Genomic DNA, 25,068 nt, shown 5'->3' with positions numbered 1-25,068 from the left:
ATATAAAAAATTGTTACTTTTTGTATCATTATAGGCGCTTGTCCGTCAAAAAACAGACCTATAAGTCAGCCCTTAGACTGGATTTTCAGCTAGCGCGGGTAAAGATACTACTAACTATAGATTAATCGAGATGGCGTTTACAGGACAAGCCGCTATACATTGTTCGCAAACTACACATCGCGATCGCGTAAAGGTGAGTTGAAAGCTCTTAGGATCGAGGGTTAGAGCTTCAGTGGGGCATACACCAGTGCATAAGCCACAGTCAACACAGGCAGTATCGTCAATTACAATTTCGCGCCCATGTAATGAAACCTCGATATCTTGCGATCGCATCCATTCGACGGCTTCTTCGAGTTGGTCGATATCCCCTGATAGCTCTAGTACCATCTTGCCGACTTTATTGGGGGCAACTTGAGCACGGATGATATTTGCGGCAATATTAAAATCTTTGGCAAGCCGATAGGTGAGGGGAATGTTGATCGCCCGTTTAGGGAAGGTGAGATTAACTCTTTTTTTCATAGTTGGTATTTTTGGGGTATTACCCGCCCTAATCAATCAGCAATACTCATTATGAAACTAATACAGAGATTTTTATCATCGAAAGTATTTGTTTCTCGATCTTCGTCGAGAAACAAATACTTTCGATGACAGGCAAGGGGCTTAAGCCCCTTGTTCATGATTTATCAAATAGAGAGACGGCGCAAAGCGCCGCCTCTCTATTTGATAAATAAATAGTCAAACAGGACAAAAGCTGATAAACTCACGGAGACTTTTTTGCTTGCTGAAATGGACTAGCAGATAGGGATATGGGCAAAATATTTATTTCCGCAGGTCATAGCGTTTTTGAAGGTTCGTTCCGCGATCTCAGTGAAGGAGTTGGTGGAATAATCGAAATGGCTGAATTGGTAGCCACTAGAGATCTAGTAATTGCTGAATTACGATCGCGGGGGATTGCGATCGCTGTACCTAGTGATGACCTGACCTTAGAAGAGACGATCGCATGGATTAATTCAAGGGCAACTAGTCAAGATGTGGCTCTATCACTTAATCTCGATACAGTTACTTCACCAGAATTACGAGGAGCTACAACCTATTACATCGCCAATAATACGATTCGCAAACGTCAAGCGGAAATTATTACCAATGCCTTAACAAAGCGTGTTCCTGAAATTACTAATCGAGGCGCGAAAGCGGACACGATCGCTAGTATTGGCAATTTGAGCTTTTGTCGCCAAATTGTCATTCCTTCAATTTTGTTGGAATTAGTTTTTGCAAATACTTCACAGGATCGCCTACTGATGCAAACAAGGCGGCGGGACTATGCGATCGGTATTGCCGATGGCGTACAGGCATGGATTAATGAAACAGCAACTACGATTCCTGTATTCACTCCCGCGAACCGTATCCCCGTCACCAGGCCTGTTACCTATCCAGAAATTAATATCAATCTCAATGGGCAGAGTTATGAAGAAAAGGGAATTTTAGTCGCAGGGAATGTCTTAGTCCCAGCCGATTTGGTTGATCGCCTCGGCTTCGATCTGAATCAAATTCCTTTAACCTGTCGTCTGCGCTATCAAAGTATTGTCTATGTACAGGCGATCGCTCTACGTGAACTGAATACTTCTGTATCTTGGGATAGCACCACCCGCACCCTCTATCTAAAAACGATTTTTAAGGTATTCACGGGGCAAATTGATCAGATCATGGGTGTGGGTAATGCCTCAGAAGTGCAATTATTGATGTTCCTCAAAAATAATAATGAGACTGCCCTCACCAACTATGGCGATTTACCACATATATATCGTGAGGAAGCAGAAATCGAAGGCGTAAATCATGATATTGCCTTTTGTCAAATGTGCATTGAAACAGGATTTCTCAGATTTGGCAGAGGTATTGAACCTGAACAAAATAACTTTGCCAGTCTTGGTGCTGCACCTTCGGCAAGTGCAATGGCTAAAGTGTCAGGAGCGAGTTTTGTCGATCAACGTACAGGTGTGAGAGCGCATATCCAACATCTTAAAGCCTATGCCAGTAATGCCCCTCTATTTCAACCTGTCGTTGCGCCGAGATTCCATTTGGTAGCGCGAGGCGTTGCCCTAGTCTTAAATCAACTCACAGGACGCTGGGCGATCGATCCTCTCTATGATCGCAAAATCCTCGCCCTCATCCGCCGCCTCTATGAATCCGCAGGCATTTTCTAATTGCCCAAAGAGAGTTGCGGTGCTCTGCACCGCAATTCTCTTTGGGATTTTATGTCCTGATATACTTTTGGTGGTAGCTAAGTAGCTAGACATAAGTAACTCAGAGAATAAAGAACTGAGCAAATCCAAGAGAATGCAAAGGAGAATATTCAGGACTAGGAATTAGGGTTGTCTTTGTTGTCCTTTTTTGGACGAGAAGCCCGTTTTTTGATGATGGGAAACCGAAGATGAAGAGAACGCTTACGTCCAGATTTCCAACCAAGAGACTTACCGCGAGGTTTAGGAGAACAAGCAGGAGAGCCAATCCTGACTAAAAGTGCGGCAAAGCCCTGAGCGACCCGACCAAAGGTGAGATTGGCTTGAGGTTTCTGCCAAGGTAAAGGAGTATCAATAACTAGTTGCCGAGCTAGCCACAATTGCCAAGAAAGTAGAGGCATGAGGTCACTCCAACGCAAAGCTTGCTGAGGAGTCAACAAATGGGGCAGAGTCCAATGTAAACGTTGTTTGGCAAACCGATTCCAGTGGTCGATAGCAAAACGGCGTAAGTACAAGTGCCAAATCTGTTCTAAAGATGGCATTTGCTCACCCACCCAAGCTAACCACAAACCAGAGCAATGGGGATGGGTGACTCGAATAACTTGGAAATGGAGACTGTCAGAGACTGTCAAGTAAATTGTGTAAAGTCTAGAAGCTAGATATGGAGACGATCCTCAAAGAGGATGGCAAAGCGATTAAGTGCAGGCTTCCAATCGCGAAAATGAACTTTACAGCGTATTACAAGTACTGAAGCATCTGGGTTCAAAAACATGTGAACTATAAGCATCTTCTAAATCAGATCACCTAATAAACTCGATACTTCACCTTGCATATTAGTGCGGTTATCGTCGTAGAGCATTAATGTATCTAGCTTTTTATGACGCGAGAGTTTTTGCACCTTGCGGACATTACCATTGGTGGCATCAAGGGCGGCTGTAATCGCAGAGTGGCGAATACGGTGGGGAGACATTTTTTTGGTAATGCCTGAGTCTCGCGCAAGTTGATCGACAATTTGGTAAATTGCCGTGCCAGTCAGTCTATGTCCGTGATTGACGGGATCGAGGGATTGAAATAATGGGCGATCACTATTTTTCGTCTTAAGTTGAGATAACCAGTCTTGAATTGCGTTAGCAGTTCCCATACTAAGACTAATGAGACTCTTTTGAGAGCCACGTCCCTTGCCCAAGATTTGTAGCGATCGCGCTTCATAGTCAAAATCACCGATATTCGCGCTAACTACTTCATTGCGACGCAGGGCATTGTCCCACAGTAGTCTCAAAATTGCGAAATCACGTTTTCCCTTGATGGTAGTTCGATCTATTTTTAAAAGCATTGTGCGGATACCATCGGGCTTAATGCCTGTTGTATCGCGATAGGTTTGGACTATCTCAGTTTGGACATCATTGAGATTCCAATTGCATTTGCCTAGTTTGGCAGCGAAATTTACTAAGGATTTGAGAGCCGATAGACGACGGTTAATTGTCGATTCTTTTAAACCTTGAGTAATCAGATCTGACTTGTAACGCAGCGCGATCGCGATCGCCTCAAAACGATTTAACTGCAAAAATTGGGCAATCACTGTCTCCGTTGGCTTTTGTCCATAGGCAGCCAGAAAAAAGTAACGTAAATCCTTCTCATAGGCGCGTCTAGTATTGAGACTCCGTTTGTCTGCGAGGAGAGAAGTGAGAATGTCTGGATTAAATCCCGTCAAAGCATAGGGAATTCCACTAGAAACAGCGCTCATTTGAGTCTCATCTGTATCTAGATAAGTCCTATTTTGATTCTCAGCTTCTAATTTAGATACAGCTATTGGTCTCGATTGAGTCTCACTAGTCCCAATTATAGTCTTATTAAGTGTCTCAAAATCTTGATTTAAGGCATATTTCTCTTGGCTAAATCGCAACTGTTCAGGAGCGATCGCATCGTTAATCCCCGCATTAGTCGCCGCCCGTTTGACAATGCTATAGATTGCGGTTCCCGTCAGCCTATGCCCATATTTAGCGCGATCTAGGGATATAAATAGCGGTGTTGGAGTATCCTCATCCTCGCTAGGAAGATGCGTTAAATTGAGCCAGTCCTGTAATGCGGCGGCTGTGTCTAAACTGAGACTAATAATTTCCTTCTGGTGTGATTGCCCTTGCCGCTTGTAGCATTTATCAACCTGTAGCGATCGCCCCTCACAATCGACATCATTAATATTAATCGCGGCAACCTGCTGGCGCTTTAGAGAATTCTCGATGAGTAATCGCAAAATTGCATAATCACGCTGACCTGCCAATGTATCGCGATCGCAAGCCCTCAGAAGTCGCTCTGATAAGTCGCTCTGTAAGGTCATTAGTCATTACACATCATGATTTACTGCTAAAAACTTTGTAAGCGATCGCCCCTAAAATCACTAAACCAAAGAAGGGCAACCAGTTATAGCGAATCCAATAAAGCAAATTATTAAAAAAGTAACTAGCTTCACGGGAAACCCATGCCGCGATTACCAAAGCCCCAACAAACATTACAAAATACATCACTATCTTTGTCATTTTCTTCTTTCCTAGAGAATTCTCTTTAAAAATGAGTCCATTCCAAATGCAATACAGATCAGTGTGATTACTCCATATTGCTCACCATTACCAAAGCTCAACCATTTTAGAGATTGAGCGATGGATGCGCCACTGCCAGCAGGACTTTCAGTAAAACGCATCATAATATTAAATACAAGATGGGTAAGACTAATGGCTAAAACCTTGCTTATTAGGTTTTTATTCATTCCTGTTTTATCTGTAATTCATCCACAATCATAACAAAAAGACTATGTCGCGTACTGCCCCGTACCAGCCTGTCCTTTTACGATTGCTACATAGCGCGATCGCTCTATTAGTATTTGGCTCATTGATTACAGGCTTTATGGTTTATGACCGATACGACAAAAGATTTGGGACGCTTAATTTACCAATTATCCGTGATACCCAAGGTATTCATGGCACGATCGCTTTAGCCTTTTTATGTCTTTTACCGATCTTTGCCATTTACTGCTTTCATATAGGCGATCGCCGTCTGATCCAAAAGGAATCTCTCAAACAACTCCAAGAAGTAGGAAAACCGATTTGGTGGATCTCATTACAGCGATTTGCCAATAGTTTGCTCCTACTATCTGCAACATTTGCCGTTATTACAGGACGAATGATGCAGGAAGAATGGCTACCCACTGGAGAACTTAATCACGTTTGGTATATTGGGCATTTAATAGGATGGCTATTAATGATTGTTAGCATAGCCATCCATCTATTAATGAGTGCCAAGGTTGGAGGCTTACCCCTATTGCTCTCAATTTACAACTGGAAGATTCGCCCAGAGGACATGCCTAAATTTTGGTTGCGAGGGTTTAAAATTAAGCCTTCCACGACATTTCTCTTCATTTTTGAAGTATTGGTTATTGGTGGTATTGCGATCGCCTTTATCTTGCCAGCCATATTTCCAGCACCTCAAGTAGGATAGACATTGCTCAATCTCTGAGAGCAATCCATTAAAATGGGCTTTAGTTGCTCCCCCTGTATAGAAACATGAGAAAGAAAGACTTAACTCTACGCAACGATCATAGTTGGGAATCCGAAGAAGGATACAAAATATTTGTTGCCGATCGCGGCGCAGTACGCTTTGATTTCCCCAAAGATTGGATCGTGAAATTTAAGGAAAAGTCCGTCAGCTTCCATGATTTTGAGCCAACCGATGATACAGGCGCATTAGAAATGTCCTTCAATCGGCTCCCCCCAAACGATTGGAGTACATTCCCTCTCAAACAGACTCTTCAACAAATCCTCGATGACGACGATCGCGAAATCCTCCATAGAAGCAAGGTTACTAGCACCAATCGCGATGGGATGAGACTCGTTTGGGCAGATATCCGTTATATCGATGCTACCGAAAAAAGAGAAGCCACCTCCCGCATTTTGGTTGGTATCGGTGGCAATGTCCAAGTCCTATTTACCTTTGACTATTGGACAGAAGGCGAAGAACAAATGCGTGAAGTTTGGGAAGCCATGCTGCGATCGCTACGTCTTGGCTTGTTTATCCCCAACCCCACCAGAGGTCATGTTGTTAATCCCAACCTTAACTAAACGTGAGTTCGATAACGCCATTTGCGCGGCGCGAAGCGCAAATGGCGGAAAGTGGTAAGCGATTTTTACCACTTTCCGCGTAGCTAGAACCAAAACCTGTGGCGCACGCTGTGCGTGCGCCACAGGTTTTGGTTCTAGCTACTTAACTTAATACTGCCACTTTTATCTTTTGATGTATTGTTAACTCACTCAAAGTGATTTAGGATAAACGGCGCAAAGTGTCTGAAAATGTCTGATTTAAAAGATTGGATCTTGGTGGATATTAAACTGGGTATAAAAATATGGGTCAAGTAATCGCAACAGTCAATATGAAAGGTGGAGTAGGTAAAACCACCTTAACCGTAAATATTGCCACATGCCTAGCCAAAATCCACCGCAAAAAGGTTTTAGTTGTTGATTTAGATACTCAAATCAGTGCAACTCTGAGCATGATTTCACCCGCCGAATTTGCCAAATGCCGCAAAGAAAATCGCACACTTAGACATCTTGTAAGTCAAGCAATCACTCGTTATGGTGTGCATGTTGAAGATCCTGAAGAGAAAATATACCAAGTTAGAGATATTGTCATTCCCCATGTTTGTAAAGTCCAAGGCTTAGACCTTCTAGTGGGCGATATTGACCTATACGATGAGTTCCTAGTCTCAGAGATGCTCTATAACCGTTCTCTCCTCTACGAAGAAAAGCAAACCTTCCAACAGACATGGAGCAAATTTGAGCAGGGTTTAATCAGAGGTATTCTCGCTCCTGCAATTAAAAACTATGATTTCATCATTCTTGACTGCGCCCCCGGATATAACCTAATCACGCGCAGTAGTATTGTGGCAAGCGATTATTACCTCATGCCTGCAAGACCTGAACCCCTTTCTGTAGTCGGGATTCAACTATTAGAAAGACGCATTGAGAAACTCCGCGAAGTCTATAGAGATGACAAGTCTGTAAATATTCAACTATTAGGCATCATATTTAGTATGTCCGCAGGCTTTACCCTGAGCCGATATTACAATAAAGTCATGGATCGGGTAAGTAATGATTTTAGTAGTGCCAAGATTTTTAAAACTAAAATTCCCAATGATGTAAGTATTGCCAAAGCTGTGGATGATTTTGTTCCTGTGTCATTATCTAACCCCAACTCAGGTGGTGCAAAGGCTTTCGCAGAAGTATCCGCAGAACTTTTGAAAAAGTTAGATATCTCTCTCGGCATGAAGGAGCAAACTTCAAGATTGAGTTTGGTTGATTTGGAATAATTTAGTTGCGATTGCGATGACAATCACTTTAACTGTAAGAGATTTTAATAATCGGGTTAAGGCAAACATAAAGACCAATGAAGTATTTTTTGTGTATGGATTGTTATGGCTAGATGAGCATGAAGCACGTCTTTACAGTTACTACGATGATTCTTATTTGCCAATATGCGATCCTGAAGCCTGTGAAATATTGCGATCGCACCTCTCCAATGAATACCTTGATGGCGCATTATTCCAAACTTGGGTAAGTGATGGAGCAAATAGTCTAGAAATTCATACCCTATATTGGGCAATCTGTGGCGATCTCGATAAAACTCCCCCATCAAAATGGAGAGATAAGATATTTATCCGTCCATTGCCCGAAGAGTATGACTACAGGCGATAAGTACTGTACTTCTACACTTTTACATTCGGTGTTGGACAATGTATAGATTAGCTATATTTCTGAACCGTAATAGCTATAGCTTCCTTGCTTTAGCCTTAGCAATTGTTGATATAGCAATCGCAATTACCACTGTAAAGATTCAAGGCAAAGTAGAAGAATCCGTTATCGTTACTCTGTGGGCATTTCGTGGTGCGATCGCTACGATGGCATTGTTTTTAGGATGGCAAGGAATTAGGAAGCAGCAGAATGTAGCGATTGCTATACTCGCCTTCACCATAACAGTATTAGCCCTCGCATTAGAAGTGATTCTAGTGGCTACCATTCTTTGGCAATTGATTTGGGGAGTCTTAGAATGGTTCAGTCATTTAATAATTCACCCTTGGTAAATTGGTTAATATACACACACCTTTTTAGAACAAGACTTTAAAAATATGCCAGAAAAATTAATAGGCGATCGCAATTGTGATCGCAATTTAGACTTAGATTCCATTCCAACAACTAAATCTTGTCATCATTGTGAAGGTAAAGGCTATTTAGAATTGCGAGACTGTTCTGGGGAAATACAGAGAGAAGAAAATTGTTCTTTTTGTAATGGCACTGGGAAAATCGAAATAGAAACCGATAAAAACATAAATTAAGCATAAAATCTCTTGATTGCTGATTATGGGGTATGCCAACATCAAAACTATTCGTCTAGCCTTTCATTGAGATACCGTAATGAAAAGTTCTCTGTTTACGGCACTATTTACAGCAACTATTGCGATCGCCCTATTTGGCTGTGAGTCTTCTAGTCCACCCCCTAATCCATCTGCTTCTAGCACCACTGCAAGCAGTGCTCCTGTCAGTCAACCTATCAATCAAGCGATCGCCAAAGTATCAATGATTGAAGACAAGCCTGTATTTGTCACACCGCAACAAAATCCACAACCCAAAGAAATAGATGCTCAAGTCGGGATGGATTTATATGTATCAGACACAGTTCGTACAGAGGCAAATGGCAAAACTCAGGTTGAGTTTAATAATGGTGTAGGTTTTCGGATTGGTGGTAATGCTGTCTTACAGATTCAACCCCAAAATCGGCTACATCTCAAATCAGGCAAGATGATTACTTGGGTGAAACCGGGATTAAAAGTCCCAACAGAAATCTCTACTGATTATGGAACTGCCGCTATTCGTGGCACAACTGCTTTTGTGGAAATTCCTAAGGATATCAATCAAGGCGTTAGATTTTTCTCTTGGGAAGGAACGGTAGCGGTTAAGTTACCCAATCAGCCTAAAGAGATTATTTTGCTAACAGGCGAAGAAATCATTGTAAAACCAAATTCTCCAACTCCACCAGTTGTCCGTCGCTTAGATCTCAAAGAGTGGAAAGAAATTTCTAAAACAAGTACATTACTCCGCAGCTTTAAGACTCCTCTACCAACTCAAACAATTATTGATAAGCTCGTTCCCGGACAAGCAAGCATAACTAAAACTTCTTAAGCCAACTAGTACTATACACAATCCACATTTCTAGGAAGATTTTAGCAATCTATTTCTTTCTTAATCTTTGCTAAAGCTTCTTCAGAATACTTGTGTACAAAACTTTTGGCTCCTGTTTGAAATTGCTTGTGATAAGAGCTATTCCCACGAAGCTCTAGTTTTTTAATCAAATTAAGTACCTGATTTTTACTGATACTAAATTTTTCAGCTATCATGCCACAAGTATGAGTGTAATAGTCCTCTGATTTAATCTGAACACTAGCTAATGCAATATCTGCCGATTCTAGGTCAGTTGTTACTCTCAATGCTGCATCTTCAGATTCGCCACTTTGAATAGCTTGAAACTGAGATACCATACGGTCAATACTTTTTTCAAGTCTCACAATCTTTTTAGTAACTTCTTTGTTAACGACTCTAGTAAGTATTTGTTCTAACTCAGTAGGCGAAGTTTCAATGCGTATTTCTCTACGCTTAGAATAAGCGTGACTTAGGGGAATGGTCTTATCTTGTTCTGGTTCCAACGACGAAGACATATTATATTTAGGCTGACTTAGCTGATTTATGAACTAGATGAGATTTTGATGCCTGCTGAATACCTAAAACGACTTTATCAATTTCCTCTGCTGATAAAGCGTTACCAAAACTATTATGCAATATTTCACTCAACTGGTTATAGCTAATGCTGTTGAGTGATTGAGATAAATAGATACCTAAATTTTCACCGTGATCAAAACCTGCACTGATATCACAATCAGCTTCATCTTCAATTTGAGCAAGTCTTAATAGCTCTGCATCATCAATTTCTAGGTTCATAGCTAGTCTCCGTTTTATACCACTCAAAATAAGTTAATTGCTCTTTTTCCTCATCTCTACCACAATCAATCATTTTCATCTGCCGATAAAAGTTTTCTGATTTTGGCAATGAGTGTAGCCCAACTAATCCTCTATAACCCAACTCCTCGCTTCGTAACTGTGCAAACTTTAATAAAACTGTACCAACTAACTTATATGTTGGGACTGGCTGAAAACTTCGCCGATTCCAAGGTGCTGTTTCAAGTATCTGAACGTATACAAGCTTATTTTCTCGTTTAAACCACGAACGATGATTTTGTGTTTCAAGAAGTATTAGCCCTTGAGTTATTTGCTCGCATTCAATTGCATAGCCTTCGTAGTTATCCCTTGATAGATAAATTCGGTTTTTTACAGTCCATTGAGGGATTAAGTAGTACAGTAACAACACTTAGTAAACCAATTTTTGAAGAAATCTTTTTCTAACAAGTAAGGGAAAACGTTGATTAAATGCTGAAGTAGTTTTTGAGAATGAGGTCTAAGCAATCTAATAAAATATTTGAGAACCGACCACATCATCTCAATTGGATTAAAATCAGGAGAATAGGTGGGTAAGTACAAAATCTTAGCACCTGTCGCTGTAATTGCTTTTGCGACCCCCTCAACTTTATGGCAGTTGAGGTTATCCATGATGATCCTATGCTCAGGACGTAATTTAGGTACTAGGTCATCTTGGACAAAGGTGAGAAAATCTGCTCCTTTCATAGAACCCTGAATCGTTTTCAGGCAAACAATCCCATCAACTGAAATAGCGCCAATTATTGTGTATTTCTGACCTTTGTAAAAGGGACGAAGACTGAATACTCTTTTGCCACATTCACTTCTTGCCACAGAGCGTTCCATCCCCTGCCATACTCCCGTTTCATCAATACAAATCAGATCTTCAGCTTTCACTTCATTCAATGCTTCCCAAAATTCACATCTTTGCTGTTGTACTGCCTCACTTTTTACCTTTTCATGGCGATAGGTCTTTTTTTTAGAGTGATGTTATGCCTCTGGAAAAATCGGCACATGCTGCCTGTGGTCACTGATACTCCTGTTTGTTCTGCTACTTCTTCACAGTACTGCCATAGTGTCCAATCTGGATGCTCTGAGACAATTTCGAGGATTTTCTCCTGATGCGCTTCGAGGGGACTTTTGATTGGACTACCTAATGGTTTGTGGTTTAGTTCTCCTGTCTCTCGGTATTGATTCAGTAGTTTTTGCACTGTTTTCGTCGCGACTTGAAATTGCTTCGCTACTTCCCGAATCGATGTATTTCCTGCTTCGTAGTTTGCTACGATCTTTTCTCTGAGATCTAGTGAGTAAGGTGCCATTTTTTACTCTCTTTTGGGTTTTGCTATCCTAGCTTATCTTGTACTACTCTTTCCCTCAATAGGCTGTATATCCCAATTCCAATAATTTTCTTCCTCCTGAGTGGACTGTATGCGAGATCTCCAAAATGTTTCAAAATCATCCAGATGTTTTTGGTTGATTTTTGTTAATAGTGCAGTGACAAGCTGGTTATCAGCTACACGTAAAATCTTCGTGTTTTGATTCAAGTTATTAATTAAAACAAGCGTTAGAAGTATTTAGCTTTAATCATATAACGCGATTTATCTGATATTGAAATTTTACGAGCTTTGAATATTGTACAGTATTCTTTAATCTTTTAAAAGAGTTTACACAAATAAGTGCTAAAACATTTACAAAATAGCTTTGCTTATGAATTTATTTAAGCTTACGTAAATAACCATTATCGTAAGCGGAGCGTGTCATAGGCTACGATATCTGGGGTTCCACAAATTCGTAAGCTTTGTCGGTCAGGGTCGAGTATCTGGTGAATGTCCATAGCTGATTTTTGACCAGTGAATTAAACATGAATCATACTAGTGGTAAGGTCAACTAGTCAGAAATAATAAAGTAAGCTAGTGGTATTAGCTATGAAAGATGAAAGAAAATCTAGAATCGCTGACCTTTTTATTAAATGGATTGATTGATAGACCAAAAAAGAAAGGCGATCAATAAATTAGGAATTTAAAATATGGCTTTTGAGCAAATTGAAGCATTTTTAAAGAAAATGCAGTCTGAACCCGAACTTAAAAACGAAGTACTCGCAGCATCAACCGCAGATGATGTGGCGCGAATAGCCCTAAAGCTTGGTTTTGAATTTTCAGGTGATGAATTATTGAGAATGTCAGGTAAAAAAGTTGGCAAGATTACTGTTAGAAAAACTGATATTCCCGGAGAGTACAACTAAACCAAAGATAAAGGCGATCGCTAATTTAGCGATCGCCTTTCTTGTTATTTGCTAGAAAGTTTCTACTCCACTCAATAAGCTCAGCATGACTCTTAATATCTAAGAAGCATTTAGAAGAGAAATTGACATCAATTTCTCTTCTAAATATTTAATCTAACTATGATTCAAGTAAGTCTAATATTAAGTCTAATATCTAGTCTTGAATTCTTGAAATAAGGCTTGCAATAAATCGTTAAATTCTGGTTTTAGAGTTCTTGTTTGGATGGCGCGATCGCTTTATGACAAATATTCAAAGTTAAGTGAAATTTGTTAAGGTAAATAGGAACTATTTGCAAGTAGAGTTAATGGATCGGCAACGTAGAAAAATATTAGAATTGGGTCTTGGTGGTATTGGGTTAATTGGTAGCGCGATCGCCTGTAGTCCGATCGCTACAAATCGAAATAGTGAATCCGATAAATCTGGCAATCCACCCAAAAAAGTTGTGATTCCGCCGATAGATATCAGTGCTGCCTCACAGGAACGCATTAAAACTAGTGGACTCGATCCGATCTCTGCATTGCGAGAATTTGATTATGGCAAGGTAACTCAAGAAAATGGGCGGACAGTGCGCGAGTTTCAGCTAACGGCACAAAGTAAAACAGTTAAACTCAATGCCTCAACTGACTTTATTACTTGGAACGTAAATGATCGCGTGCCAGGACCAACCTTGAGAGCAACAGAAGGCGATCGCATCAGAATTGCCTTTGCCAATCAGGGCGGACATGCCCACTCACTGCATTTTCATGGTGAACATCCTTCAGAAATGGATGGCGTAAAACCCATACGGAATGGGGCTGCAACAATTTATGAATTTGATGCCATGCCCTATGGGGTGCATTTATATCATTGCCATGTCGCACCTGTGGCACGCCATATTGGCAAAGGCTTGTACGGCATGTTTATTATCGACCCACCTAAGCCGCGACCTCCTGCGGATGAGCTGGTGCTAATCATGGGCGGCTATGACATCGATGGGGATGGACGTAATGAGATGTATGCCTTTAACGGATTACCACATTTCTATATGCAGCAACCGATCGCTGTGCAGCAAAATCAGTTATTGCGTTTATATGTTCTTAATATGATCGAGTTTGACCCTGTAGCGACATTTCATGTCCATGCCAATATGTTTCAGGTTTACCGCACAGGACGTGGCATGAGTCCTAGCGAAGAAACCGATGTAATCACAATGGGGACAGCCGAGCGTCACATTCTGGAACTAACCTATCGATTTACGGGTAAGTATATGTTTCACCCCCATCAAGATACGATCGCGGAGGCTGGATGTATGGGCTTATTTGATGTTATTGCTAGTTAGCTAAATATTTTATTGACAATTACTAGCAAGTTTATGTTCTAATAGGTTTAAATCAATTATTGCAAATTAATTGCATTACCTAGCAATTATTTATCCATTCATCCCTGTATTTATCTTCATGCTCGCAATCATCACTAAGTTAGTTAAGTCTTTAACTAAGATAAAAACATTTTTGACGCTATTCATCCTGTCCTTAGTTGGCGCGATCACCATCTCAGCATGTACGAATACGCCAACGGCAACTAGCCCAAATCCATCTGTCAGCAGTGCGACTAGTGAGTCCAAAGTAGAGTCTAAATCTGAGTCTCACAAAGACGGTATGAGCGGTCATACTAAAAATAAGATCAATATCAACGAAGCGATCCTATCGGAGCTAGATAAGATTGAGGCGAAGCTAGGAATTGCAGGACTATCAAATAAGATTCAGGCAGCACGTCCCTATACTAAGGCTGAAGATTTAGTTACGAAGAAAGTGATCACAGCAGCACAGTTTGATCAAGTTAAAGATATGGTCGGCACGGAAACTGTTGAGCTGAAGGGTGAAGCCAAAGATGTTGACTATTTAACTAAGTTGGGTCTGATGAAGGGGCATATGATTGTGGCAAAGGAATTACTTGATGTTCAGAAACCTGACCAAGCACTTCCCCATATCGAGCATCCCGTTGAAGAAATTTATGCTGATGTGGAAGGTCAACTAAAGGAGCGTAATGTCAAAGAATTTAAACAAGTGCTGATGGATTTGCAGCAGTTGGTGAAATCTAAGCCCAACGACCCCAGTATTACTGCGAAATATAATGATGCGATCGCAGGTATCGATGCGGCAATCACAGCAATTCCCGAAACCCAACGTCAGTCACCAAAGTTTGCGTTGCAAGTGATTAATACCATTCTCGATACGGCTGGTACAGAATATCGCGCAGCGATCGCGAATAACAAGATTAAAGAAATCATTGAATATCAAGACTCCCGTGGTTTCACCATTTATGTAGAGCAGTTGTATAAGAGCATCACACCAGTTATGGAAAAGGAATATCCCGATGTTCACAAGCAATTCACGGCAAGTTTAGCAAAACTCAAATCAGCTTATCCTAGTGCGATCGCCCCAGAACAACCTGTACTTTCTGTTGCGGATATGTCTGAACTCATTAAAGGCAACGAACAAGCTGCTACTAAAGTTTACGCAAAGTCTTAGCCCCTAGCCCCTCTCTCAATAGGAAAGAGGGAAATAAGAAAACTTTTTAACACCTAAAGATTTTTATGGACTTCAGTTTAACGCTCCCAACTTTTGTGATTACTTTGCGCGAAGGGGTCGAAGCCGCCCTAGTAATTGGCATTGTCATGGCATACCTCAAACGTGCCAAGCGATCGCATCTAAACCGTTGGGTATTTGCAGGGATTGGTACAGGCTTAGTCATCAGTGCGATAGTTGGCATTGTCTTTAATTGGTTCATGCAAGTTGTCGGAACTAGTAATCCCGAACTATCCGCAGTATTTGAGCCATTACTCGAAGGTTTATTTAGTGTGGCAGCGATCGCTATGTTGACATGGATGTTGATCTGGATGACTAAACAGAGTCGTGCCATGAAGGGAGAAATCGAAGGCTCTTTAAATAATGTTTTAGGCAAAGGGAAGAAAGCAGGATTAGGAATTTTTGGGCTAATCCTATTTGCTATTTTGCGCGAAGGTTTTGAAGTAGTTTTATTTATCTCGGCAAAATTCCAAGAAGGATTTATGCCCGCCCTCGGAGCCGTTAGTGGAATCGGTGCAGCTACCGCGATCGCGATCGGACTATTTAAATTTGGTATCCAAATTAATATCCGTGCCTTCTTCAAAATTATGGGCTTTATGCTCCTAGCGATCGTCTCAGGTTTAGTCATTTCCGCACTTGGACATTTCGATACGGCGTTACGAATTCTTTCTCAAAGCGATCGCAAGTCCGAGTCTATCTGCTTCTTTTATGAGCATTTTGCCCGCGAGCATTCCTGCATCCTCGGCAATATGGTTTGGAACACCAGCAAAGTATTACCCGCAGAAAAATTTCCGGGGGTAATTTTAAATTCGCTATTTGGCTACACCGATAAGCTTTATTTAGTACAGGCGATCGCTTATGTTGCCTTTTTCGCGATCGTTGGCACAATCTATTACCGCAGTCTCGGAAAACGCCTAGCGGACAAATAAAAAAGGGGTCGTGCTTTGCACGACCCCTTTTTTATTTGTCAAGACGGACAACGTACCATTGCCATACACCGCGATCGCCACAATCTAAATCGCAGGCAGTCTTAATTAAACGCTGTACTTGTTCAGGAATAGTTTTGATATTTTCCAAATCACGGGGTAATGCGTCTTGAATATCGACAAGCAAATCATGCAAAAGTTGTTCTAATTCAGGTTGAGTGACAAACTTTTCCTGCATATCTGGAGGCAGCACCACATAAGTGTCTTCGTAGTACATCATGCTGCTTGGCATATCGTTTCTCAGCTCATAAAACTTTTTGTTTAACTGAATCAAGGGAATGCAACGCACTGCCTTTACTCGGTTAAAATTTTAGCATGATGAATGAAGTGCCTTTTGAACAACCCATAGAGCCAACTGAGCCTGCATTAGAGACGGAAGAAGATGTTGAGATGGAAGGGGCAGTTGCTAGTGATGAGCCTATTGAGCCAGATGCACCATTGTCTTTATCAATGGTGCATCTGGCTCAACTAGATGAGCAACCAGAATTGCCGATCGCCCGATCGCTCAAACAACAGGTAGAAGCCGTTTTATATCTCAAGGGACAACCGATGAATTTGGCAGCGATCGCGGCGGCTTTGGGTTGCGAAGTCGAGGATGCGGAAATGGGGCTAATCGACCTGATTACAGAATATGCCCATCGCGATAGTGCGTTAGAACTTGTGGAAACCGATGTCGGCTTTTCGTTACGATTGCGATCGGAGTTTGAGGATTTAGTTCATAAGCTCATTCCTGTGGATATCGGACGTGGGGCTTTAAGGACTTTGGCAGCGATTGCCCTAAAGAAAAATATTGTGCAGTCAGAATTGATCGATTTGCGTGGGGCAGGAGCCTATCAGCATGTGCAGGAACTTGTTGAGCAAGGATTTGTGAAAAAGAAAAGACAGGCAGATGGCGGGCGATCGTCAATTTTGCAAGTCACTGCCAAGTTTCATCAATATTTTGAAATCGATGACTTAACTAAATTGATTTAGTCGCATTTGATATTTATTTCGTCACTCTCATGTAATCTTGCCATAACTTAATTTATTGCGAGAAGGATCATGGGATATAACAAAGGTGATAACTATGAGCAAAATATTTTTGATTTATTGTCTTCAAAAGGATTAATTGCCACTGGCTCAACTAGAGGTGGGGCTGGAAATGCGACGGATATCAAGTTTCTATACAATTCTCAGGAATACAATCTAGAAGTTAAACTCGATCTTGAGGCTGATTACGGACAGAAAATGCTGCGATGGGATGATGGGATTTGGGGTTGGTGTGTTGATGATGCTGTGACTACGTTTTATACATCTGTTGGGGTTTTGGATATCGTTAATGCTAAAAACTTCATTCCTAATCGATATTCCATACCCAGAGATAAAATTACTATGCAGCAGAAAAATCAAGATCAAAAAGCTTTTGAAGACAAGCTAGAAATCGATATTAATAGTTTGTACGATTTTTATGGTGATAAGAATTGTTACTATATTCAGATTGGTGGGTACGGATTTTATCATCTCAAACAAGATATTCTCTCATTAGGTACACCTCAGTTTGCTTGTAAAATGAAGTTGAGATTAAGAGCTAAAACTATCTATAGCATTCCAGTTTACAAATATGGATTCTATGCAGTTTTGAAAGTAGATAAAAAAGACAAGCCACAGAAGTCTTATTATGATCTCGAACAAAAAGATGGGCGTATATTCCCCCCAATTATTTAAATTTAATGTGTTCTACAATTCAAAATAATGCAAGCTGAGTAGATTTTATTTTGTCAAGTTGTTTAGATTTATTAAAAGCATTTTCTTTATAAGAAAATGCTTTGGCTCTAATTGATTGAATATCTGCAATTGAGGTAGTTTTTTCCATATTATTTTTAGTGGAATCCAACATAAGTATGGACTCACCGATCGCTTTTGCAAGAAGTGGTGGGACAGCATTGCCAATTTGTCGCCATTGTTGAGTTAGTGTGCCACAAAAAAAATAATTAGCTGGAAAGGATTGAATTGCGGCAGCTTCCCTAGCCGTTAAATAGCGATTTTCAGCTGGATGATAGTAAGTGGTGCGACTAGTGTTAATTGTATTCGCACAATCATCGCGATCTAAACGATTTAATTTAGCTTCCCTAAAGCGCTCTTCATGAATACTTGACCAGTCAACATCAAACCATAGATTTTTAGGTAAATATGCTAACTGATCTTTTTCATATCTGACGCTTTTTCCTTCAGGTATATGGCTAATTCTTTCTCTTTCTAAATCATTGGCTATTTGCGATCGCTTGATATCATGATTCAAGATTTCACCATTTGATTCTAATAAATTATCAAAAGCCCATCCAACAGTTCGAGGCAAAGGTAAATCTTGAAGATCTTGATCTGAATCCTTAAAAATTTTATCTGGATAAATATTTTTTACGCCAAAGCGATTGCCTAAAAATATTGTCCGTCTTCTTTTTTCTGGGACTCCATAATGATGTGCTGATAAAACTTTGACATCAATGGTATAGCCCAAATCTGTAAAGCTTTTAATTATTACTTTTAAAACACTTTCATTTCTTTTGGATAAAAGACCTGTCACATTTTCAACAATAATGTAATCAGGTTCTAAGGCTTCTACTATTCGGAGAAACTCAAGAAATAGAAAGTTACGTTCGTCTAGATGATCATTTTGTCCAATTGTAGAAAAGCCTTGACAAGGTGGCCCACCGCAAATTAAATCAACTTTTTGATGATGGATTATTTCTTGAATTTGCTGGTTAGATATCTCGCAAATATCGCCAGCGATCGCTTTCGCTTGTGGATGATTATGTTGAAAAGTTTCAATGGCAGCGCGATCATGGTCAATTCCTAGTAAGCAATGCCAACCAGCCATTTCCAACCCGCAAGACATCCCACCTGCACCAGAGAATAAATCTATAAACGTTTTTTTCATATTTATATCTTCAAGAATAGCTAATTAGCCAATTGTTAAATTATATACTTAGCCGTGATACGATGAAGATAATTAATTTATTGCTAAGTTAAAAATGGCGCAAACACAGAGGAAGCCTGTATATGTTTTGCCAGAACATCACGATATTTTAAGGCGCATTGCCTATGAGCAGCGTTGTAATCTATCTGATGTATTGGATGCTGTGCTAGAAAATGCCGATTGGGAATTAATTGAAAGCAAAGCTAAAAATAAACCTTTGCAAAGAGCTAATGAAAGAGGTAGTTCTTACAGGGTTTAGTCTTAATGACTTCTTTTTTTCAAATATCACTTAACTGTATAACTACCGAATAGAGATTTTATTTTGAGCATATTAATTCGACAAAGCCAGATTATTTTGCCTGATGGTGAGACCTTATTAGGGGATGTTTACGTCCAGTATGGCAAAATTGCAGCGATCGCCCCAACCCTCAATCCCGATGATCTAAGTGCTGATGATCAACCATTAGAAATTATCGAAGCAACAGGCTTAACCCTAATGGCGGGCGTGATTGATCCGCAAGTGCATTTTCGGGAACCGGGACTAGAGCATAAAGAGGATTTGCGATCGGCGAGTCATGCTTGTGCGAAGGGGGGCGTGACTAGCTTCCTAGAAATGCCCAATACTCGTCCCCTCACGATTACCCAAGCTGCTCTAGATGACAAACTCAGTCGGGCGGCTAGTAAATGTGTAGTGAATTACGGCTTTTTTATTGGGGCAACGGCAGAGATTTTGCCTGATTTATTAACAGCGAATCCCACCTGCGGCATCAAGATATTTATGGGATCGATGCATGGGGCTTTATTGGTTGATCAAGAGGAAATATTGGATCGGATTTTTTCGCAAGGCGATCGCCTCATTGCCGTTCATGCAGAAGATCAAGCAAGAATTGCTCAACGACGCATCGAATTTGCCGATAGCAAAATTCCTGCTAAGCATTCATTAATTCAAGACAATCAAGCAGCGCTCAATGCCACGCAACTTGCCGTCAAACTTTCTAAGAAATATCAACGACGTTTGCATATTCTCCATATGTCTACAGGGGAAGAAGCAGAATTTTTACGTCAAGACAAACCTGCATGGGTGACAGCCGAAGTAACCCCACAGCATTTATTGATGAATATTAGTGCTTACGACAAAATTGGTTCCCTCGCGCAAATGAACCCACCTTTGCGATCACCTCGTGATCAAGAAATCCTTTGGCAAGCTTTGCTTGATGGTGTGATTGACTTTATCGCCACTGACCATGCCCCCCACACTCTGGCGGAAAAAGGACTGGCAGGAAGTGAAGATGCCCAAATCAATCAGACTGAAAAATCCTCAAAAGACACGGTATTTCTAGAACCAGCCAATGTACCATCGGGAATGCCGGGGGTAGAAACCTCGCTACCATTGATGCTGACAGAAGCGATGAAAGGACGTTGCACTGTCCATCAGGTGAGCCAATGGATGAGTCGCAATGTTGCCAAAGCATACAAAATTGCCAATAAAGGCGAGATTCGCATCGGTTGGGATGCTGACTTAGTGTTAGTCGATTTGAATAACTATAAACCTGTAAGAAATGAAGATTTGTTGACTAAATGTGGTTGGAGTTCCTTTGCAGGCTGGGAGCTTACAGGATGGGCAGTAACAACGATTGTTGGTGGTCAAGTAGTATTTGCCAATGGCAAAGTCAATCCTGATGTGCGGGGTCAAGCCTTGCAGTTTGGCTAGATTAAAGCCACAATGGGCATAGATCTTAAAATAAAGCAGGTTACGGCACAAAGTACCACAGCCTGCTTTTAGGTTGAGACTGAATTATCTGGGTTTGAATAGAGCACACACTCAACATTTATGTTTCTTTTTCAAAAGTTACCGATTAGGGTATCAATGTTATTACCATTGGCGATCGCTATAGGGATAACAGCTTGTAGCAACGCCAATGGTGGTAACAAGAGTAATGTGTCTATGCCAGCGATTGATACCACTAAAGTTTCTCCAAACCCAACAAGTACCACTAACACCAATCCAAATCCCAGCGTCAATTCAACCCCTAATCCTTCAAAATCAGCTACGCCTAGTCCTGCAATCGACTTCAGCAAATTACCCGAACTCGAAATCGGTGAACTGGAACTGTACAAGCATCGCTCAGGAATTTTAGAAATCAGTGTGCCTAAAAATTGGCAAGTGGTTGATAACAGTCAGCCTAGCGAAATTCTCGTAACTTGGAGCGAAAAGGCAGGACGAGCTACGATTTCTGTAAATATTTTTGTACCACCGAGTGAAATCCCTGAAAATCGCCTGAGTGATGTTTTTGAAGCAATTGTGAAGGGAATGTATAGCAATCAGCCTGATTTTGAAATGCGATCGCCTGTGGTCGAAGAAACAGGAAATATTGTGATTACATGGACATCAACGCTGACGATTGGTACGAAAAAAACTAAGTTTCAAGGCAGTAGTAGATTGCAAAGGCTCAACAACAAATTTGTAATTTTAACTTTTGGTGCGATCGAACCCAAATTTACAGAAATGAAAGATTCCTTCGCTAGAATAACCAACAGTCAGATTGTTAATGCGAGTCTGGCTATTCCTTAGTGATCTGTGAAAGAGCGCACCAATGAGCCATCTTTCACAAGTCTAATATCAACTATCAACATATCTTAGTGAGGAGTGAAATGAGAAGAACAAACTTTATCGTTACATCTATTGGGGCGATCGCCTTCTTGGGCAGTCTACTAGGAAGCTGCACCCCCGATGCCCCTGAAAAGACAGCGACATCAGCTAGTCCTACTACCACGACAGCTACCAAAAGCCCCGATGCCAAGAGTGTCGTCACCAAGCCTGATGCGGCCCCTAAGTCCGATGCGCGGATCATCAAAGTCAAGATCGATGGCTTAGAGACTTACAAACACCCCTCTGGACTTTTTCAAATTGATGCTCCTAAAGGCTGGACTCCCAAAGAAAACAAGAAACCTAATGAGGTGATTGTGTTATGGTTTGACCCCAGCAAAAATGCTTTGCTTACGGTTGATGTTTTCAAAGCTCCTTCAGAAACTACACCTGAGCAGTTGACCTCCCTTTTGGAAACCTTCCTCAAGTCCACTTTTGGCTCTAGACCTGGATTTGCCGCCGAAAAGCCAATCCAACAAAAGGATGGCAGTGTGCAGATCGTATGGAGCTACGATGAATCACTGAAAAATATCACCGCTAAGGTGCAGGGCAATAGTTTTATTAGTCGCAATGGAGACAAGATCTCTCTAATTACCACTGGTGGTGTTGCCGATCAGATTCCTGCCTTAAAAGATTCATTTGATCGCATTGTCAATAGCTATAAAGTCGATCCTACTGTGGCAATTCCTTAAAATAAAAAAGCTGTGCTTTGCACAGCTTTTTTATTCAAAAAATTAGCAAAATACTTGAAAATATCCATGCAACTGGCGATCGCAATTATTGACGCATTTACAGAGCAAACCTTTCGCGGCAATCCTGCGGCAACAACCTTAGTGGAAAAATTTCCTGAAGATGCTCAAATGCAGCAAATTGCATCGGAGATCAATCTATCGGAAACTGCGTTCGTCAAACCTCTAGCGCCCAATCATTTTCAATTACGCTGGTTTACGCCCAAGCAAGAGGTTCCTCTCTGTGGTCATGCCACCCTCGCTATGGCACATTATTTGCGGGAAATAAAAGCGATCGCCACCGATGTTCCAGTTATTTTTTCGACCCTAAGTGGTGATCTGAAAATTAGCTTTGAAGATAACTGGATCGTGATGGATTTTCCTGCGGCTTTTTATCAACCTTGCTCAGAGCGATCGCTACAGATATTAGCGGAGGTTTTTGGCGATCGCATCTATAAATGTCTCGGACAAAGTGAAGACTATATAACTGTTGTTTTAGATTCTGAGGCAGCCGTACAGGACTTTCAACCACCCTACGATCGCATTGCGCAATTAGATGGATTTGGATTCATCATTACCGCGATCGCAGATCAACATCAACCCTACGATTTTGTGTCACGCTTTTTTGCCCCTAAAGCAGGCATCCCTGAAGACCCCGTGACTGGTTCAGCCCATTGCAGCCTGACCCCCTATTGGGCAAAATGTCTCAGCAAAAATACGCTCATAGCCAAACAATTATCGGCAAGGACAGGCGATCTCGAAGTTAGTGATCACGGGACAAGGGTTTTGCTCAAAGGTAAAGCTGTTACCTTCCTACGCGGGCAAATCGATCTATAGTTCCGTTTCTTTGGCAAAATACCACCATACAGAAATGCGATCGCCTTCATCGACAATGATCGAGATCGCACCCGCATCTAAGTCACGCCGACAAGCGGCGATCGCTTCCTGCTGATTTTGATGAACATCTATCGGCAAGAAAGTTTTTCCTAAATAAGAAATTCCTTTTTCATCACCCCAAGGGGTTGACAAATTAGTTGGTTGAATTTCAGATAAAGACAAAATCATCATAACTAGCTAACCGAGGACGTTCTGGACAACTCCTATAATCGAATAATTACTTAGATTGAACTGTGATGCTTCACTAGGCATACTTGTGACAGTTTCAAGCATTTATAGGTGACTGACTGAAGCCCAGCCCGTGACTCAAATCACAGGTTCGATTGACAAGGCGGCACAATGCACCACCTTTGAAAAAACATAAGTAGTCAAGCATAAGTAAACTTAAAACCCATAATTCTATACCGCTCGCTACGCGGGCGGTACAGAATTATGGGTTTGGGTTATAACTATGCCGAGCTACTTATCAAATCTCAAAGGCGGCGCAATGCGTCGCCTTTGAGAAAGAATGAGTTTGATTTTTTAGTTTGCAAATGTACAGATGCTCAATGGCAAACCGTAAAGAAATAGCCCAAAGAGAATTAAATAGCAAGAGGCAGAAACACTTTAATTACAGTTTGTTCATAGGGAACACTATTAATCTCTAATCTACCGCCATGAAGCTCAACAAGTCGCTTTGCGATCGCTAAGCCCAAGCCAGTTCCCTGCTGAATATAGAGCTTTTTCTCAAACTTCATATAGGCTCCAAAACTAGCAATTTGTTCTGGTTCAATCCCCTGTCCATGATCAGTTACGGATAAGCAATATTCCTTATCATCACTACTGCCAGACACACTGACAGAAGTACCTTCAGGAGAAAACTTAAAACTATTATCAATAACTTCTTTAGCAATAGTATTTAAATAGGAATCCGAGATTTGAATCGCCGCATCCTGAATATCAAGAACCAGGTCAGTGCTGCGATTATAATACTCAGCAGTCTTCTTAGCACAGCTCGCAATCTCAATATCCACAAAAGTAGTCTTGCTATTACGAATTTGGGCTATCCACTCGGTACTATTTTCCGTTGACTCCAACTCAGCATATAGCAGGAATTTTTTCACCATTTCGTGCATATTCCTTCCTGCTTTGCGAATGCGCTTACCAATATCAGGAACCTCATGGGCTTCCATTGCATGATAATTTTTGACCAAGATATCGGCTAAACCCATCACTTCGATCGCAGGAAATAGCAACTGATGCGGTAGCGACTTAGATATATTGCCACGCAAATTATCTAGTTCTTGTCTGTAATAACTGTTGATTATGTCTTGCTTTTTAAACTGAGCATTGATTGCACCGAGTAATTCATCTCTGGTAAACGGTTTAGTCAAATAATCATCTGAGCCAAGTTCCATACCTTGGCGGAAGTCTGTTTTATCGGATTTGGCACTAAGAAATATAAAAGGAATTGCTGTAGTTGCAGGATTAGTTCTTAACGCGCTAATAACTCCATAGCCATCTATTTCTGGCATCATAATATCGCAAATAATCAAACTAGGAATTTGCTGCTGAGCCATCTCTAAACCTTGGCGACCATTATTTGCAGTGATCACCATATAGCCCTCAGCTTGCAGCATTCTTGATGTATTTTGCAAAACGTTAGGGTTATCTTCGATGAGGAGAATTTTTTTCATACTAGCTTTACAGTTTCCTTAATAATTAT

The 25,068-nt window shown here is 41.0% G+C and carries 30 protein-coding genes and 2 pseudogenes; 19 read left to right on the top strand and 13 right to left on the bottom strand.

All coding sequences use genetic code 11. The features are described from left to right. Positions 1-114 precede the first annotated feature (114 nt). Entirely contained in the window at positions 115-519 is a 405-nt protein-coding gene (locus NMG48_RS20365; RefSeq protein ID WP_126385975.1) for an NIL domain-containing protein, read from the bottom strand. Positions 520-806: 287 nt separating this feature from the next. Here NMG48_RS20365 and tftA point away from each other — a divergent pair, with 287 nt between their 5' ends. Then, entirely contained in the window at positions 807-2,201 is a 1,395-nt protein-coding gene (tftA, locus tag NMG48_RS20360) for a hormogonium tapered terminus morphoprotein TftA (protein ID WP_271253225.1), read from the top strand. A 155-nt stretch (positions 2,202-2,356) separates the two neighbouring features. On the opposite strand, the pseudogene NMG48_RS20355 reads toward tftA, so the two are convergent. From NMG48_RS20355 to NMG48_RS20340, 4 genes and pseudogenes are all read right to left on the bottom strand, one after another. Beyond that, positions 2,357-2,806: pseudogene (locus NMG48_RS20355) on the bottom strand (NF041680 family putative transposase); the annotation flags it as partial. 221 nt (positions 2,807-3,027) lie between these two features. Continuing rightward, positions 3,028-4,572, bottom strand: a complete 1,545-nt coding sequence (locus NMG48_RS20350) for a tyrosine-type recombinase/integrase (protein ID WP_271253223.1) — start codon at positions 4,570-4,572, stop codon at positions 3,028-3,030. A gap of 13 nt (positions 4,573-4,585) precedes the next feature. Then, entirely contained in the window at positions 4,586-4,771 is a 186-nt protein-coding gene (locus tag NMG48_RS20345) for a hypothetical protein (RefSeq protein WP_169365121.1), read from the bottom strand. Positions 4,772-4,782: 11 nt separating this feature from the next. Beyond that, complete coding sequence (locus NMG48_RS20340) at positions 4,783-4,935, bottom strand: hypothetical protein (protein ID WP_271253222.1); 153 nt, start codon at positions 4,933-4,935, stop codon at positions 4,783-4,785. Between the two features lie 107 nt (positions 4,936-5,042). Between NMG48_RS20340 and NMG48_RS20335 the strand changes: the two genes are divergently transcribed. The 7 genes from NMG48_RS20335 (at position 5,043) to NMG48_RS20305 (ending at position 9,457) form a co-directional block, all read left to right on the top strand. Further along, positions 5,043-5,726 (top strand): cytochrome b/b6 domain-containing protein, encoded by a 684-nt coding sequence (locus NMG48_RS20335; RefSeq protein ID WP_271253221.1) that lies wholly within the window; start codon positions 5,043-5,045, stop codon positions 5,724-5,726. A gap of 65 nt (positions 5,727-5,791) precedes the next feature. Continuing rightward, positions 5,792-6,346, top strand: a complete 555-nt coding sequence (locus NMG48_RS20330; protein ID WP_271253220.1) for a hypothetical protein — start codon at positions 5,792-5,794, stop codon at positions 6,344-6,346. 281 nt (positions 6,347-6,627) lie between these two features. After that, positions 6,628-7,590 carry a ParA family protein gene (locus NMG48_RS20325; RefSeq protein ID WP_271253219.1) on the top strand — a complete coding sequence of 321 codons (963 nt, stop codon included), beginning with the start codon at positions 6,628-6,630 and terminating at the stop codon, positions 7,588-7,590. 16 nt (positions 7,591-7,606) lie between these two features. Then, positions 7,607-7,975 carry a hypothetical protein gene (locus tag NMG48_RS20320; RefSeq protein WP_271253218.1) on the top strand — a complete coding sequence of 123 codons (369 nt, stop codon included), beginning with the start codon at positions 7,607-7,609 and terminating at the stop codon, positions 7,973-7,975. A 38-nt stretch (positions 7,976-8,013) separates the two neighbouring features. Continuing rightward, positions 8,014-8,361 (top strand): hypothetical protein, encoded by a 348-nt coding sequence (locus tag NMG48_RS20315; RefSeq protein ID WP_271253217.1) that lies wholly within the window; start codon positions 8,014-8,016, stop codon positions 8,359-8,361. Positions 8,362-8,406: 45 nt separating this feature from the next. Then, positions 8,407-8,613, top strand: coding sequence for a hypothetical protein (locus tag NMG48_RS20310; RefSeq protein ID WP_271253216.1), 207 nt, complete (start codon positions 8,407-8,409; stop codon positions 8,611-8,613). A 79-nt stretch (positions 8,614-8,692) separates the two neighbouring features. Next, positions 8,693-9,457: a FecR family protein gene (locus NMG48_RS20305; protein ID WP_271253215.1), complete on the top strand. Its 765-nt coding sequence runs from the start codon at positions 8,693-8,695 to the stop codon at positions 9,455-9,457. A gap of 41 nt (positions 9,458-9,498) precedes the next feature. On the opposite strand, the gene NMG48_RS20300 is transcribed toward NMG48_RS20305, so the two are convergent. From NMG48_RS20300 to NMG48_RS20285, 4 genes and pseudogenes are all read right to left on the bottom strand, one after another. Then, positions 9,499-9,978, bottom strand: coding sequence for a hypothetical protein (locus NMG48_RS20300; protein ID WP_271253214.1), 480 nt, complete (start codon positions 9,976-9,978; stop codon positions 9,499-9,501). 19 nt (positions 9,979-9,997) lie between these two features. Next, complete coding sequence (locus tag NMG48_RS20295) at positions 9,998-10,270, bottom strand: hypothetical protein (protein ID WP_271253213.1); 273 nt, start codon at positions 10,268-10,270, stop codon at positions 9,998-10,000. A gap of 405 nt (positions 10,271-10,675) precedes the next feature. After that, positions 10,676-11,224, bottom strand: a pseudogene (locus NMG48_RS20290) (transposase); the annotation flags it as partial. 29 nt (positions 11,225-11,253) lie between these two features. Then, positions 11,254-11,622 carry a helix-turn-helix domain-containing protein gene (locus NMG48_RS20285; RefSeq protein ID WP_271251623.1) on the bottom strand — a complete coding sequence of 123 codons (369 nt, stop codon included), beginning with the start codon at positions 11,620-11,622 and terminating at the stop codon, positions 11,254-11,256. Between the two features lie 707 nt (positions 11,623-12,329). Between NMG48_RS20285 and NMG48_RS20280 the strand changes: the two genes are divergently transcribed. The 4 genes from NMG48_RS20280 to NMG48_RS20265 all read left to right on the top strand — a co-directional run bounded on the left by NMG48_RS20280 (position 12,330) and on the right by NMG48_RS20265 (position 16,081). Next, positions 12,330-12,545 (top strand): Nif11-like leader peptide family natural product precursor, encoded by a 216-nt coding sequence (locus NMG48_RS20280; protein ID WP_190400346.1) that lies wholly within the window; start codon positions 12,330-12,332, stop codon positions 12,543-12,545. Between the two features lie 344 nt (positions 12,546-12,889). Beyond that, a complete protein-coding gene (locus NMG48_RS20275) occupies positions 12,890-13,903 on the top strand; it encodes a multicopper oxidase domain-containing protein (RefSeq protein WP_271253212.1) in 1,014 nt (337 codons plus the stop codon). Positions 13,904-14,075: 172 nt separating this feature from the next. Further along, positions 14,076-15,095: a helix-hairpin-helix domain-containing protein gene (locus NMG48_RS20270; RefSeq protein WP_271253211.1), complete on the top strand. Its 1,020-nt coding sequence runs from the start codon at positions 14,076-14,078 to the stop codon at positions 15,093-15,095. Positions 15,096-15,160: 65 nt separating this feature from the next. After that, positions 15,161-16,081, top strand: coding sequence for an FTR1 family iron permease (locus NMG48_RS20265; RefSeq protein ID WP_271253210.1), 921 nt, complete (start codon positions 15,161-15,163; stop codon positions 16,079-16,081). 31 nt (positions 16,082-16,112) lie between these two features. Here NMG48_RS20265 and NMG48_RS20260 read toward each other — a convergent pair whose 3' ends face one another. After that, complete coding sequence (locus NMG48_RS20260; RefSeq protein WP_271253209.1) at positions 16,113-16,370, bottom strand: chlororespiratory reduction protein 7; 258 nt, start codon at positions 16,368-16,370, stop codon at positions 16,113-16,115. Between the two features lie 83 nt (positions 16,371-16,453). Here NMG48_RS20260 and scpB point away from each other — a divergent pair, with 83 nt between their 5' ends. Continuing rightward, positions 16,454-17,110, top strand: coding sequence for an SMC-Scp complex subunit ScpB (scpB, locus tag NMG48_RS20255; protein ID WP_271253208.1), 657 nt, complete (start codon positions 16,454-16,456; stop codon positions 17,108-17,110). A gap of 69 nt (positions 17,111-17,179) precedes the next feature. Continuing rightward, positions 17,180-17,842, top strand: coding sequence for a hypothetical protein (locus tag NMG48_RS20250; RefSeq protein ID WP_271253207.1), 663 nt, complete (start codon positions 17,180-17,182; stop codon positions 17,840-17,842). A gap of 19 nt (positions 17,843-17,861) precedes the next feature. On the opposite strand, the gene NMG48_RS20245 is transcribed toward NMG48_RS20250, so the two are convergent. Continuing rightward, entirely contained in the window at positions 17,862-19,052 is a 1,191-nt protein-coding gene (locus NMG48_RS20245; protein ID WP_271253206.1) for a DNA cytosine methyltransferase, read from the bottom strand. A 94-nt stretch (positions 19,053-19,146) separates the two neighbouring features. On the opposite strand from NMG48_RS20245, the gene NMG48_RS20240 reads away from it, so the two are divergent. From NMG48_RS20240 to NMG48_RS20220, 5 genes are all read left to right on the top strand, one after another. Beyond that, positions 19,147-19,350: a hypothetical protein gene (locus NMG48_RS20240; RefSeq protein WP_271253205.1), complete on the top strand. Its 204-nt coding sequence runs from the start codon at positions 19,147-19,149 to the stop codon at positions 19,348-19,350. A gap of 63 nt (positions 19,351-19,413) precedes the next feature. Beyond that, entirely contained in the window at positions 19,414-20,802 is a 1,389-nt protein-coding gene (locus NMG48_RS20235; RefSeq protein ID WP_271253204.1) for a dihydroorotase, read from the top strand. Between the two features lie 120 nt (positions 20,803-20,922). Then, positions 20,923-21,663, top strand: a complete 741-nt coding sequence (locus NMG48_RS20230; protein ID WP_271253203.1) for a hypothetical protein — start codon at positions 20,923-20,925, stop codon at positions 21,661-21,663. 80 nt (positions 21,664-21,743) lie between these two features. Then, a complete protein-coding gene (locus NMG48_RS20225) occupies positions 21,744-22,430 on the top strand; it encodes a hypothetical protein (protein ID WP_271253202.1) in 687 nt (228 codons plus the stop codon). Positions 22,431-22,484: 54 nt separating this feature from the next. Further along, positions 22,485-23,303: a PhzF family phenazine biosynthesis protein gene (locus NMG48_RS20220; RefSeq protein ID WP_271253201.1), complete on the top strand. Its 819-nt coding sequence runs from the start codon at positions 22,485-22,487 to the stop codon at positions 23,301-23,303. Here NMG48_RS20220 and NMG48_RS20215 read toward each other — a convergent pair. Beyond that, positions 23,298-23,534 carry a hypothetical protein gene (locus NMG48_RS20215; protein ID WP_271253200.1) on the bottom strand — a complete coding sequence of 79 codons (237 nt, stop codon included), beginning with the start codon at positions 23,532-23,534 and terminating at the stop codon, positions 23,298-23,300. The genes NMG48_RS20220 and NMG48_RS20215 overlap by 6 nt on opposite strands. Before the next feature lie 410 nt (positions 23,535-23,944). Continuing rightward, entirely contained in the window at positions 23,945-25,039 is a 1,095-nt protein-coding gene (locus NMG48_RS20210) for a hybrid sensor histidine kinase/response regulator (protein ID WP_271253199.1), read from the bottom strand. Positions 25,040-25,068: the final 29 nt, after the last annotated feature.

Source organism: Pseudanabaena sp. Chao 1811, from assembly GCF_027942295.1.
Taxonomy (GTDB): Bacteria; Cyanobacteriota; Cyanobacteriia; order Pseudanabaenales; family Pseudanabaenaceae; genus Pseudanabaena.
Note: the sequence above shows the minus strand (reverse complement) of the source record. Positions and strands in the feature narration are given on the sequence as shown.